Here is a 12,672-nt window from a genome sequence, read left to right as displayed (position 1 = left end):
GTCACCCGGCCTGTTCGGCCGGCATGTCGAATCTCAGCCGCACCCTGTCGTACGGCACAGCGACTGCTCCCAACGCTTCCCCCCGTGAGGTGTGCAGAGGTAGGTGTACGACCTGCCACCGGGCGAGGCGGTCCAGCCCCGGGCCGCCCTGGGCGCGCCAGGGGCCGGGGTCGGCGAGGTCGGGAAAGCCGGCCAGCGCGGGATCGAATCCCTCGCCGTCGGCCGCCATCAGCGCCCGTTTCGCGGTGACGGCCCGCGACGCCAGCCACTGCCTGTCCTCTTCCGCGGCGTCCTCGATCTGCTCGCGCTCGGCGGCGCTCAACTCCGCCGACTCCGCCGCGCTGGGGCCGGACCGCGTGACGGCGATGCCGACGGCCTGGCCCTCGCGCTCCTGGGCCACGGCCACCAGGGCCAGGCCGTCCGCATCGCCGGTGCTGACGGCGGTGCGGCCGTCGTAGTGGCGCAGCACCCGTTCGTGGCTCGCGTGGCCGGGCCGCTGGTCCATCCAGATGTGGACCTCGTCCGGCTCGGGAGGGGGGTACCGGCCGTCCAGGTCGGCGGTGATGAGGGCGGCCAGCTCGGCGGGCCGGTCCTTGACGAACAGGTGGCCGCCGCGCAGCGTGCGCAGGCGGAATCCGGCGGTGGTGTGCCTGGCCCAGCCGAGCATCTCGGCGGCTCCGACCTCGCCGTCGTCCGCGCCGGTGAAGGCCACGACGGGGACGTCGATCGGGGGCTCGGGCGCGTACCGGTAGTGCTTGATCCAGGCGAAGTCGGCCCGGAGCACGGGCAGCATCAGCTCGCGCAGCTCGGGCACGTGCTTGAGCTCGGGGAGCGCGCCGGCGCGGCGGACGAGCTGGTCGATGAAGGCGTCGTCGGGCAGGTCGGCGGTGGCGGCCAGCGGCACCTTGCGATGCGGGGGGTGGGCGCCGCCGACGTACAGCCTCAGAGGTGCGGGCAGGCCGCGCCTGCGCAGCTCGCGGGCCACCTCGAAGGCCAACCGCGCGCCCATGCTGTGGCCGTACAGGATGTACGGCGCGTCCGTGGCGGGCGCTATCTCGTCGGCGATCTCGCCGATCGTGAAGGTGGGAGGTTCGGCTATGCGGTTCTCCCGGCCGGGGAGCTGGATGGGGATCACCGTGAGATCGGTGAGCTGGTGGAGGAGGCCGGTGTAGGCGCTGGCGCCTCCTCCGGCGTACGGCAGGCAGAACATCGTGCGGGCGGAGCGTTGGTCCGAGGGGTGGAGACCATGCGGCGCCGCGGTCAGCTGGCCTGTGATCGCCCAGCACCTCCTCGGGTGGACGTCACTGCGGGCTGCCCAACCGCCTCTGGCGTCGGCAGATGGATTCGTCGCTGAATACAGAGGTAGTCAATCGCCATGTTACGGCGCTCCTCGACAAATGCCTCAAAACAACATCGAAAATGATTTGTTACGAAGGGTCACGATATTTCGTGTGATGTTACGTCGCAGCGCGACAAAGACTCTTATATCGATGTTGCGGGATGGAGTCAACGGCGCGATTCCGAACGGCCCTCACGACACCCCGCAACGCGAATCAAACCTTGACGGGCCCTTGATCTGTGCGGCCGGCGATGATAGACGGAGCCGCTTATCCAATCTGTCCAAAACTGCAATTCGGACACCCCAAACCGCCATCCCGCCCGATTTGCCCTGCCGTATGTCTGTTTTGGGAGGTATGGTGCGATTTTGGGTCATTGAGTATCACGGAGAGGTAACGACACTCCGAGAAGGGTGTCCCTTCGCAGGCTCGCACAGCCCCGGCGGGAAAGGGTTTGCGTACAGTGCGGCGGACATTTCCGAGCGAGCGGCGTCTTCCTGTGCGACCTAAGTCACCTTGGACAACGATCATCCGGCGGGCTCCAGTGGGCGGCGCGCCATCGACCCACCACTCGACCCTGGAAAGATCGAGCTTGTCAAGGACTGGTGAAACTTTCACATATCGGCCATGCCGGACATACGCCCAGCCCACCGGCACCGTAATTCCAGCTGGCGCCGTACCGAAACCCCGGTCGGGCGGAGTGGCTCTAACAGAAAGGCGATAGGGAGTCGACTGTGCGAGTTGACGCAGATCCTATTCACGACAGCTCCATGGCCGGAGTTTTCCCGGCCTTTCTCACAGCGCGTGAATAAGCGAGTTAAATCGCCGGCACGCCGCCGGCTCCGGGAAATGGCGGCCGAATACGGCGTGCGGCGATTGCGGGGGGCAGCCCGGCTCGCGGGCCGCTCAGCCTCGTTTCGCCCAGACTTCCTGATCTTCACACGCGAGGCTCGACGTGGTATCACCTCCCGGCCGGCTGTTCACCGAACCAGCGCGCCCGGATGCCCTCGGTCCCGCACGACGAGGGCCCGGAGGGCTCGTCCGACTGCGACCGCGGGCGCGACGGGGTACCCGTCCTCGCGTCCGGCGAGGATTCGGCCAGGCCGATGCCCACCCGACCGCCCGACCGCCCGACCGCCCGACCGCCCGACCGCCCGACCGCCCGACCGCCCGACCGCCCGACCGCCGAAGAGCCTCGGGGCCGCGCGTCCTACGCGGAGAACCTCTGGTAGAAGTTCTCCGGCCCGCTCGACTGGGCCAGCCCCAGGATGCGTAGCAGCACCGACGTCATCGTGGCGACGTCGGTGTCGAAGTTCACGTGGGAGCTCGCGTCGCAGCGCCCGTCGAACGGCGTGAACGCGCGGGAGAACACCATGCCTCCCCCTCCGGCGGTGATCACCGACCGCAGGCTGCGGCCGTCGAAGGGGCCGAAGCGTTGTCTACGCGCTTCACGCGCATTTGGTCTTCGTTCCGAAGTATCGGCGCGGTGTGTTCACCGACGAGATTCTGCGTCGCTGCGAAGGCATCATGATCGAGGTGTGCGACAGTTTCGGAGCGGAGCTGGTTGAGTTCAACGGCGAGGAAGATCATGTGCACCTGCTCGTGCACTACCCACCCAAAGTCGCCCTCTCGACGCTGGTGAACAGCCTCAAGGGCGTGTCCGCCCGGCTACTGCGCAAGGACTATCCGGCACATATCCGTAAGTATCTGTGGGGCGGGCATTTCTGGTCGCCGTCGTACTTCGCCGCCTCCTGCGGCGGTGCACCCCTATCGATCATCAAGGAGTACATCGACAACCAGAAACGCCCGGGCTGAGCCGCTCGACGGCCAACCGGTCACCACACCGCTCAGGCCTTGACGGCCCTCCCGCGCTGTCGTTTCCTCCCGGGCGTGAACGCCCGGGGTTCCACGCCAGATCACGCTGAACAAGGTCGCCCGCACCACCTCGCGCTCCTGCAGCAGCCGGGTGAGGTCGTCGATGCGGAACCCGTCGATCCTGGTCCACAGGCCGACGTACGGCGGGTCCGGGTCCTGGGCCTGCAGACCGGTCAGATGCTCGATCACCTCGACCGCGGGCGTCCCCACCCTCCGCAGCAGGAACTGCCGGGCCAGCGTCGCCCGGTTGAGCCGGCGACGGTCGAGAGTCGCGATCAACAGGCTTCCAAGGCGTGGGCGCGACCCGCGCGAGCGACGCGACCGCCGACTTCGCCCGCGGCGGTCGAGCGGACTCCGCGCACGGTGCGACCGCGGATCTCGCTCCCCGCCAAAGCCCGCGCCTCCCGCCCCGTCACGTGCGTGAACGACCGTCGCATGGTTCCTCCCCGGTATGTCATTGTCGCGGGCAGCCTAGTAGTACTTTGTTAGTTCGTCATGGTGGTCGTTGATGGCAGGTGGGGCATTGGCCTGCCCAGGTGGCTAACAGCACCTGGAGCATGTGCAAGATCTTGTAGAAGGTCAGGCCGCCCCAGCCGCTTTTGGGCTGGTCAAGCGCAGTTCAGTGAGGAACAGATGGGCGGCCGAAGCCAAGGTGACGTGGCGATGCCAGCCGGTGAAGGAACGCCCCTCGAAGTGGGTCAGGCCCAGGCCGGTCTTGAGTTCGCGGTAGTCGTGCTCGATCCGCCAGCGGATCTTGGCCAGGCGGACCAGGTCCCGCAGCCGGATGTCGGCTGGAAGGGTGGACAGCCAGTAGTCGGTGGGCTCCGGCTCGCCGGGCGGCCATTCGGCCAGGAGCCAGCATTCGGGCAGATGCCCGTCACGGTCTCGGGCGATGTCGCGGTTGGCGGGCCGCACCCGCAGCACGATGAAGCGTGAGCGCATCGTGGCGGTCGGGTTGCCCTTGCTCTTCTTGGTGCCCTGCCGCCAGGCTATCCGGCGCAGACTGCTTCGTCCGGCGGCCAGGGCCAGCTCGCGCAGGCTGGAGGGCGCGCTGCGGTACTTGGCCACCGGACGGCGGCCGTTGCCGGAGTAGGGCACCGTCTCGGGGACGACATCGGCGCCATAGGCGCTGGTAGTGCCCTTGAGGCCGACCACATACGGCAGGCCGCGTGCGCTCAGGCCGAGCCGTAGCGCGGTCACATCGCCGTAGCCGGCATCGGCCACCACCAGCGGCGGGACCTGCCCCCAGGCGGCCAGCTCATCGAGCATGTCCAGTGCCTGCTGCCACTTGGGGCGGTGCCGCTGATCGTCGGGGACGCCACAGCGCCGCCGCCGCTCAGCGATCACTGCGGCCTCGGCTTTATCTTCGGCCAGCACATCGTCCCATCGTTCAGGCAGGAACAACCGCCAGTTCAGCGCAGCCGAGCAGGTGTCGGTGACCGCGTGCACGCTGACCGCGATCTGGCAGTTGGTCACCTTCCCCGCGGTCCCGGTGTACTGCCGGGCCACCCCGGGCGAGGCATCACCGTCCTTGAGGTGCCCGGTGTCGTCCAGCACCCACGCCCGAGGCGCCACCACACTGACCGCGCGCTGCGCCAAACGCCGCCGCACCGCCACATGATCCCAGGTCGAGGAGGTGATGAACTGCTGCAGCCGCTGATGATCCACCCCCAGCCGCTCCGCCATCGCCACCATCGACTTACGCCGCCCGTCCAGCATCAGCCCACGCAGGTACAACCCACCATTGGACCGCTGCTCCCGACGCGCGAAGGAAGTGAACACCTCACCCGCGAAGTCCTCAAGACGGCCTCGAACATCAGCCAGCTCAGCCGGAGTCACCCAAAGATCATCTCACACCAAATTCCAAACTAACAAAGTACTACTAGGATCCATCGCGGTCAACTCCTGTCCGCGACTGGCACGAGCACCTGCCTACGAGGGGACCAGACCGCGCCGACGGACGCAGCCAACCCACTGCCTACCGCGGGCACCCCAGGACCCACCGCCGCCAACGCCTGACCGCGATCAACATGGGCACCTGCTCACGACGGGATCAGACCGTGCCGGAAGGCGTAGGTGACGGCCTGGGCGCGGTCCCGCACTCTGGTCTTGGCGAACAGGTTGTTGATGTGGCTCTTCACGGTGGCCTCGGAGATGTAGAGCTGGGTGGCGATCTCGGCGTTGGACCTGCCCTGCGCGATCAGCGTGAGGACCTCGACCTCACGCTGCGTCAACCCGTCGGGACGACTGCTCGACACCCCGTCGGGACGACCGTCCAGGACGTCGCCAAGGCGACCGGGCGTCGCATCGCCGGGACGACCGCGCGGGACGTCGCTGGGGCGGTCGGCCACGGTCTCGGCCAGGCGGCGCTGGACCGGTGGAGCGAAGTGCGCCTCGCCGCCGGCTACGACCGCGATGGCCTTCGCCAGGGACTCGGCGTCGGTGTCCTTCGTCAGGTAGCCGCGAGCGCCCGCCCGGAGTGCGGCGAACACCGCCTCGTCGTCGGAGTAGGTGGACAGCACCACGATCTGGGTGCCGGGATGCGCCGCGCGGATCGCCCTGGTGGCCCCGACCCCGTCGAGTCTCGGCATCCGAAGGTCCATCAGCACGATGTCCGGAGCGAGCTCGGCGACCATCCTGACCGCTTCCTCCCCGTCCGCCGCTGCTCCGACCACCTCGGTGCCAGGCAGCAGGCCGAGAAGCAGGACGAGCCCTTCGCGCACCACGGTCTGGTCGTCGGCGACCAGGACCCGCACCGTCATGCCGGCACCCGCAACAACACGGCGAATCCTCCCCCGTCGAACCCGGCGCTGAGTGAGCCGCCGATGAGCTCCGCCCGCTCCCTCATCCCGATCAGCCCGTAGCCGTCACCCGTGGGCACGCTCCAGTCATCCTTGGCGCTCACCGTGCTTAGGGGCGCCGGCCCGTGAACACCTTCGACGGCCGTCGATCTCGGGACACTTTCCAAGGTCGCCGAGAACTGGTCGCCTCCACCGGCCGCCGAGCCGCGGCTGACTACGCCGATCGCCACGCCGTCACCACTGCTTCCTGCCGTCACGCCGCCGCCCCCGGCCGGCGCTTCGATCCCGCAGTCGTTGCGTACCTCCAGCTCGCACCAGGTGCCGACGCGGCGCAGCGCCACCGAGACGGAGGAGCCGGGGGCGTGCTTGCGGACGTTGGTGAGCGCTTCCTGGGCGGTGCGGGCCACCGCCAGCTTCGCCTCCGCCGCCAGCACGCCGGCCTCGACGTCGATGGACAGGGCGCAGGACGCGCCCGTGGCCGCGCGGAACTCCGCCGCGAGCCGCTCCAGCCGCGCCACCAGCGGCAGGTCGTTGCCCCGCAGCGCGTCGAGCGCCCTGCGGGTCTCCTCCAGGCCCGCCCTGGCCAGGCGTACGGCGCGCTCGACCCGGTCGAGCGCGGCAGCCGGGTCGGCGCCGCTCTTGAGCAGGACCCTGGCGCTTTCGAGGTGCACGATCTGCGCGGACTGGGAGTGGGCGAGGATGTCGTGCACCTCGCGGGCCAGCCGCGCCCGCTCCGACAGCACCGCCTCGCCCGCCCGCGCCTCGGCGACCTCGGCCGCCTGGCGCCTGATGCCGGACACGTGCCAGAACATGAACGCGATGACCGCGGAATAGGCCATCCCGGTCGTCAACCCCATGGCGGTGGCCATGTGCTGGCCGGTCAGGTAGGACAGCAGCGGCACGGCCAGCAAGGTGAGCGCGGTCAGCGCCAGGGCGGGCCGGATCCCGGCACGACGGGGCGCGATGAGGATGGCGAAGTAGACGAAGACCACGCCCGTGAAGGGCTCGATCACGTGCATCACCAGACCGCCGGACACGCTGACCAGAAGCAGCCAGGCATTGCGGGCGGGCATCTCGCGGGCGGCGAGCACCCACAGAGCGCAACCGAGCGCGGTCACCCCGATCGGAAGCACGAGCGCGGCGTCCAGGAGGCTCGCCCGGGTGCGGACCAGCTCGAACGGCCCCCAGGCGAGGTAGGCCACGAGCAAGGTGGTCAGCGTGACGCGGACCGCCGGCCGGCGAAGGAAAGCCACTCCCTCACCGTAGCCGGGCTCGGTGAGCGCGGCATCAACCCACGGTTGGAGTTCGGATCTCCACCCGTGCTCCCATGCGCCGCGAGGCACCGGTCCAGCAAGCTCCTGAGCATGACATCGATCCGAGTCAGCCACTTACGCAAGTCGTTCGGAAAGGTCCTCGCCGTCGACGACCTGTCCTTCGAGGTGCCGTCGGGCACCGTCACCGCCTTTCTCGGCCCCAACGGGGCCGGGAAGACCACCACGCTGCGGATGCTCCTCGGCCTGGTCACGCCGACGGCGGGCGAGGCCACCATCGCCGGGGTGCCCTATCGCGACCTCGACCGGCCTCTCGAGCGGGTGGGCGCGGTCCTGGAAGCGACCGCCTTCCATCCGGGGTTGACCGCCTTCACCCACCTCGAGGCCGTACGGGTCGCGGCCGGGCTCGGCGGCGCCCGCGTCGGCCAGGTGCTCCAGCAGGTCGACCTCGAGAGCGCCGCTCACAGGAGGGTCGGCGGGTTCTCCCTCGGCATGCGCCAGCGGCTCGCTCTGGCCACCGCCCTGCTCGGCGAGCCCGAGGTGCTGATCCTGGACGAGCCCGCCAACGGTCTGGATCCCCTGGGGATGCGGTGGCTGCGCGGGTTCCTGCGGGCGTACGCCCTCGACGGCAACACGGTGCTGATCTCGACCCACGTCCTCGCCGAGGTCGAGCAGGTCGCCGACCACGTGGTCATCATCTCCGACGGCCGGTTGCGGTGGAGCGGGTCGCCGGCCGGCGGGTCCAGCCTCGAAGAGCTCTACCTGGAGGTGGCCGGATGAACGCCCTGATCCACGCCGAGCTGATCAGAGCCCGCGCGAGCCGCACCACCAGGGCCCTCGTCGTCGTCGCGCCCGTGATGTGCGCGCTCTGGGTGATCCTGCAGGTGCTCGTTCCCGCCCCGTCCGACGCCATCCGGGTGGCCAACGTCTACAACTCAGCCCAGCAGGCGTACGTGTTCACCATGGTTCTCGGCATTCTCGGCATGGCGGGCGAGTTCCGGCATCAGACGATCACCTGGAGCTTCCTGATCAGCCCGCGCAGGGATCCCGTGCTGATGGGGAAGCTCGCGGCCTACGGGCTCGTCGGGCTGGTCGTCGCGGTGCTGTCGGCGCTGGTGACGCTGGTCGCGGGACTCGTGCTGCTGCTCGCGAACGGCTATCCGGCCCTGACCGGCGACGTGCCCCTGGTGCTGCTCGGCGCGGTGCTCAGCGTCACCATGTACGCCATGCTGGGCGTGGGGCTGGCCGTCCTGATCGGCAGTCAGGTGGGGGCGATCATCGTGGCGGTCCTCCTCTGGATGTACGGCGACGGGCTGCTGGCCTGGCTGGCGCCCGACGTCTTCCGCTGGCTCCCGACCGGGGCCGCCAGGGCGCTCGGCGGGATGCGGCTGGACCAGGGGATGCTGCTGCCTGCCTGGCTCGGCGGGCTGGTGTTCGCCGCCTACATCGCCGTCATCGTGCTGGCCGCGCGGGTGCTGACGCTGCGGCGCGACATCACCTGACCAGGCCGGCGGCACGGCCCGCGTGGTCGTGCCGCCCCCTCTCCCCGCGCCCGCCCGGGCAGGCGTGACCGCTCCACGCGGGCCACCCCGTCGACGTTCACCGGATCGGGCAGGCGTGACCGCTTCCCCGAACGGCTCACTGGGGCGGGACGACGGTTCGCGCGGTGCGGATGTGGCGGTTCGCGGTGGCCAGGACGGCCAGCAGGATGAGCCAGCCGCTCAGGACGAGCGTGGTGGTGCGGGGACCCATGGTCGCGATCATGACCCCGCCCAGCATGGTGCCGATCGACAGCGCGCCCATGGTGAGTGTCTGCACGGCGGCCGAGGTGCGGCCGCGCAGAGGGTCGGGGGTGGCCGCGAGCCGGTGGGTGGTGATGGCCACCGAATAGATCGGTGCGATCACCGATTCGGCGGCGGCGACCAGGCCGAGAAGCAGCGGGCTGGGCGCGGCGGCGTACAAGGGGAACATCAGGGCCTCCACCCACAGCATGACCACCGCGATCTTGCCGAGGGGGAAGCGGCGGGAGGCCCGGTCGGCCATGAGGGACCCCGCCAGGGCGCCCACCGCCGCGCCGCTGAAGATCAGCCCGATCTGCGTGGGGCTCGCTCCGACCCCCTGGGCGAGGGTGACGATGACGAGGTACCCGGCGCCGTATCTGAGGTTGTCGCCGGTCTGGACGAGGGTGAGCAGGCGGATCACCGGCTGCCGCCACAGCCGGCCCAGGCCTTCGCGGACCTCGGCGGTGACGCGGCCCGCCGGGGCCGCCGGGGGTCGCGCGTCCTGGAAGGGCGCGCGCATGAGGCGGAGGGTCGCCGCCGAGGCGAGGAACGACAGGGCGTTGACCACGAACGGCGCCGTCCGGCCGAGCCCGTGGACGAGGGCGGCGAGCGAGGCGCCGCCTACGCGCAGCGTGTTGAGCACACCCTGCGTGACGCCGAGCGCGCGGGTGAGCCGGTCGGGACCGACGATGCTCGGCAGGGCCGCGCTGTTGGCGGCCTGGAAGAGGGTGGTCAGGACGCCGGCCAGGGCGGCGACCGCGTACAGGTGCGGCAGCGTGAGCCGTTCCAGCCACAGCGCGAGGGCGACGCTGCCGGCGAGCGCCGCGCGGCCGAGCTCGCACCAGATCATGGTGCGCCTGCGGTCCCAGCGGTCCGCGAGGGCGCCGGCGACCAGGCCGAACAGCAGGTAGGAGACGGTGTTGAGGCCGAGGACGAAGCCGCTCTGCCCGGACGAGCCGGTCATCGCCAGCACGAGCAGCAGGAAGGCGAAGTCCTGGATCTGGTCGCCGGCGTAGGAGACGACCTGGCCGGAAAGAAGCAGGGCGAAGTTTCTGTCCCGTCGGAGGGGAACCATGCGATGACGCTCCGTTAGCGCTTACGGACACAAGGGGACTGGATGCCTCGTGCCGGGCGCTATTCGATCGGAGCGGTGCGCATGCCGCGCAGGTTAGCAACACGGGCGGGCGGCCCGCATGTGGATTTCCGTGAGCCGGGCGTTGGCGCGGCTCGGCACAGCCGGACGGCTGTCTCGCGGCCACGGTGGGCGGTGCCGCTCCGGCCGCAGAACCATTCCGCCGGCTGTCCGGTGCCGCGGTCATCGTTCGTCTCGGACCTTGATGACGACCTTGCCGGCCGGGTGGCCGGCTCTCAGGTAGCGGATGGCCTCGGGGACCTCGGCCAGCGGGTAGGTCCGATCGACGACCGGGGTGACCTTGCCGGCCTCGATGAGCTCCGCCAGCGTCCGCAGGTCCGCCGGGCCCGGCGAGGACAGCAGGACGGCCAGTTTCTGCGGCACGAAGGGAGACAGGAACATCGCCCGGATCTGACGATCCACGCCCCCCAGCCGGCGTCCGCCCACTTCGGCGCCGACGATGACGAGGGTTCCCCTCGGGGCGAGGGCGCGCCGCAGGTGTGACAGCGAACGGTTGCCGGCGGTGTCGAGGATGAGGTCGTACCTCCGCGTGCCGTCCGCGAAGTCCTCGCGCGTGTAGTCGATGACGTCGCCGGCGCCGATCGATCGGACCAGGTCCGCCTTCGCCCCGCTGCACACGCCGGTGACGTCCGCTCCGAACGTCCTGGCCAGCTGCACCGCGTACGTCCCGACGCCGCCGCCCGCGCCGATGACCAGAACCTTCTGCCCTGCCCGGATCCGCCCCTTGTCGCGGACCCCCTGCAAAGCCGCGAAGCCGGAGACGGGAACCGCCGCCGCCTGCTCGAAGGTGATGCCGGCCGGTTTGTGCGCGAGGCCGTCCTCCTTGGCGCACACGTACTCGGCGTAGGAGCCGTCGCACGTGCCGAAGACCTCGTCGCCCGGCCGGAACCGGGTCACGTTCGCGCCGACCGCCTCCACCCGCCCCGCGACGTCCATGCCCGGGACGCCGGCCTTCGGCCTGCGCACCCCCACGCCCGCGAGGCGGACGAGATGCGGCAGCCCGGTCACTACGTGCCAGACGCCTTGGTCGAGGCCCGCCGCGTGGACCCGTAACAGCACCTCGCCGTCACCGGGGACGGGCTGGTCGAGGTCGCCGAGCTCCAGCTGGTCAGGTGAGCAGTAGGCGTTCAGCACGATCGCCTTCATGGTCATCACTCTCTCTGTGTCGTCGGGCACCGCGGCTACGCCTCGGTGTCCGGGTATTGGAAGACTTCGTCGAGCGGGACGCCGAACACGCTGGCGATCCGGAAGGCCATCTCGAGCGAGGGCGAGTAGCGGCCCTGCTCGATGGCGATGACGGTCTGGCGGGTCACGCCGATCCGGTCGGCCAGCTCGGCCTGTGTCATCTCCCCGTGGGTGAACCGGAGAGATCGGATGGTGTTGGTGACCCTGGTGGGCTTGACCATGGTCAGAAGCCCCGCCGGTACGCGACGATCTTCACGATCGAGGACGAGAGCGCCGACAGGACGAATGACAGGTAGAGCGCGTTGGCGATCCAGAAGTGCTCGAACTCCGCCAGGGTCAGGACGAACACCCCCAGAGCGCCGATGGCCAGGACGTAGTACTCGGTGCGCTGGCCGTACCGGTGGATGTCGGTGTCGCGCTCGTCCTTCTTGTTCGCGTCCCTGGGCCAGAGCATGCCGGCGACGATGTTGGCGACGATGTTCGCGGCCATGGCGACGCCGATGATCGTGAGCAGGGGACGTACGTAGGCGATCTCGCTGATCGGCGTCTGCGCCACCTGCGGGAGGACGATCGCGAGGTAGACCACGGGCACGCCTGCCGCGATCGCGGCGTAGATCCACACGCGTTTCTCTTCGAACGACATGCCTACTCCTATGTAAAACAAACCAGACATACCGAAGGTAAAGCGGAGCAGACACGATGTCAAGGATTATTAACATGCTCCGGCGTACGGAGGCCGCCACGACAGAACTTCCGCCCCTGTGCCGCGCCGCCGGCCGCGTGGAGCGATGAAGATATGAGGACAAGCGGTGCGACGGACTTCACCGAACAGGCCGTGCCGCCGGCAGGGCCCGCCCGGGCTGATCTACCTGCTGCTGTCGGATTCGGGCGACTTCTTCACGACCAGGAACCGCCGGGCACGATCAGGGCCCTGGCCGGAGGGAAGCCTCACCCCGAGGCGCCCGCCGTACACCGAGGAAGGGAGTGGCGGACATGACCGTCACCAGAGAAGAGACCAAGGTCCACGGAACGGAGCTCGCCGAGAGGATCAAGAAGCTGATCCACGAGGGGAACGTCCGCCGGATCATCGTCAAGGACTCCCACGGGCGCACCGTGTTGGAGGTGCCGGTCACGGTGGGCGTAGGCGCGTTCATCCTCGCGCCGGTCGTCACCGCCGTCAGCGCCCTGGCGGCGCTGGCCGCGGAGTGGACCATCCAGATCGAGAGGATCGACGACGCGGTGTGAGCCCGTGCGGGCGGCCCTCCGTCC

At 69.6% G+C, this 12,672-nt stretch carries 14 protein-coding genes; 4 read left to right on the top strand and 10 right to left on the bottom strand.

The annotated features are described in order from the left end of the window. Position 1 precedes the first annotated feature (1 nt). Entirely contained in the window at positions 2 to 1,210 is a 1,209-nt protein-coding gene (locus tag V5E28_RS11940) for a thioesterase II family protein (protein WP_336206809.1), read from the bottom strand. Positions 1,211 to 2,547: 1,337 nt separating this feature from the next. After that, positions 2,548 to 2,736, bottom strand: coding sequence for a hypothetical protein (locus V5E28_RS11935; RefSeq protein ID WP_336206808.1), 189 nt, complete (start codon positions 2,734 to 2,736; stop codon positions 2,548 to 2,550). Positions 2,737 to 2,795: 59 nt separating this feature from the next. Here V5E28_RS11935 and tnpA point away from each other — a divergent pair, with 59 nt between their 5' ends. Beyond that, the gene (tnpA, locus tag V5E28_RS11930; protein ID WP_336206806.1) at positions 2,796 to 3,152 is read left to right on the top strand and encodes an IS200/IS605 family transposase; all 357 of its coding nucleotides are present in this window, start codon (positions 2,796 to 2,798) and stop codon (positions 3,150 to 3,152) included. Here tnpA and V5E28_RS11925 read toward each other — a convergent pair. The 4 genes from V5E28_RS11925 to V5E28_RS11910 form a co-directional block, all read right to left on the bottom strand. Then, positions 3,105 to 3,491 carry a DNA glycosylase AlkZ-like family protein gene (locus V5E28_RS11925; RefSeq protein ID WP_336206804.1) on the bottom strand — a complete coding sequence of 129 codons (387 nt, stop codon included), beginning with the start codon at positions 3,489 to 3,491 and terminating at the stop codon, positions 3,105 to 3,107. The genes tnpA and V5E28_RS11925 overlap by 48 nt on opposite strands. 300 nt (positions 3,492 to 3,791) lie before the next feature. Further along, the gene (locus tag V5E28_RS11920; protein ID WP_336206802.1) at positions 3,792 to 5,051 is read right to left on the bottom strand and encodes an IS701 family transposase; all 1,260 of its coding nucleotides are present in this window, start codon (positions 5,049 to 5,051) and stop codon (positions 3,792 to 3,794) included. Between the two features lie 203 nt (positions 5,052 to 5,254). Next, positions 5,255 to 5,974 carry a response regulator transcription factor gene (locus tag V5E28_RS11915; protein ID WP_336206800.1) on the bottom strand — a complete coding sequence of 240 codons (720 nt, stop codon included), beginning with the start codon at positions 5,972 to 5,974 and terminating at the stop codon, positions 5,255 to 5,257. Then, positions 5,971 to 7,266 (bottom strand): sensor histidine kinase, encoded by a 1,296-nt coding sequence (locus V5E28_RS11910; protein WP_336206798.1) that lies wholly within the window; start codon positions 7,264 to 7,266, stop codon positions 5,971 to 5,973. Before V5E28_RS11910 ends, V5E28_RS11915 begins: the two co-directional genes overlap by 4 nt. Positions 7,267 to 7,377: 111 nt before the next feature. On the opposite strand from V5E28_RS11910, the gene V5E28_RS11905 reads away from it, so the two are divergent. Together V5E28_RS11905 and V5E28_RS11900 are read left to right on the top strand one after the other, a co-directional pair. After that, a complete protein-coding gene (locus V5E28_RS11905; RefSeq protein ID WP_336206796.1) occupies positions 7,378 to 8,064 on the top strand; it encodes an ABC transporter ATP-binding protein in 687 nt (228 codons plus the stop codon). After that, on the top strand, positions 8,061 to 8,786 hold the full coding sequence (locus V5E28_RS11900; protein ID WP_336206794.1) for a hypothetical protein: 726 nt from the start codon (positions 8,061 to 8,063) through the stop codon (positions 8,784 to 8,786). The genes V5E28_RS11905 and V5E28_RS11900 overlap by 4 nt, the downstream gene beginning before the upstream one ends. A 136-nt stretch (positions 8,787 to 8,922) precedes the next feature. Here the strand turns inward: V5E28_RS11900 and V5E28_RS11895 are convergent, their stop codons facing one another. From V5E28_RS11895 to V5E28_RS11880, 4 genes are all read right to left on the bottom strand, one after another. Continuing rightward, entirely contained in the window at positions 8,923 to 10,140 is a 1,218-nt protein-coding gene (locus V5E28_RS11895) for an MFS transporter (RefSeq protein ID WP_336206792.1), read from the bottom strand. A gap of 240 nt (positions 10,141 to 10,380) precedes the next feature. Then, positions 10,381 to 11,364: an NAD(P)-dependent alcohol dehydrogenase gene (locus V5E28_RS11890; protein ID WP_336206789.1), complete on the bottom strand. Its 984-nt coding sequence runs from the start codon at positions 11,362 to 11,364 to the stop codon at positions 10,381 to 10,383. Positions 11,365 to 11,399: 35 nt separating this feature from the next. Next, entirely contained in the window at positions 11,400 to 11,624 is a 225-nt protein-coding gene (locus tag V5E28_RS11885; protein WP_336206787.1) for a helix-turn-helix transcriptional regulator, read from the bottom strand. Positions 11,625 to 11,626: 2 nt separating this feature from the next. Next, positions 11,627 to 12,046, bottom strand: a complete 420-nt coding sequence (locus tag V5E28_RS11880) for a hypothetical protein (protein ID WP_336206784.1) — start codon at positions 12,044 to 12,046, stop codon at positions 11,627 to 11,629. 350 nt (positions 12,047 to 12,396) lie between these two features. Here V5E28_RS11880 and V5E28_RS11875 point away from each other — a divergent pair, with 350 nt between their 5' ends. Beyond that, positions 12,397 to 12,648, top strand: coding sequence for a DUF4342 domain-containing protein (locus V5E28_RS11875; protein ID WP_336206782.1), 252 nt, complete (start codon positions 12,397 to 12,399; stop codon positions 12,646 to 12,648). The last annotated feature ends 24 nt before the right edge of the window (positions 12,649 to 12,672 follow it).

This window comes from Nonomuraea sp. LPB2021202275-12-8, from assembly GCF_037044575.1.
Classification (GTDB): Bacteria; Actinomycetota; Actinomycetes; order Streptosporangiales; family Streptosporangiaceae; genus Nonomuraea.
This window is presented reverse-complemented; position numbering and strand designations above follow the sequence as displayed.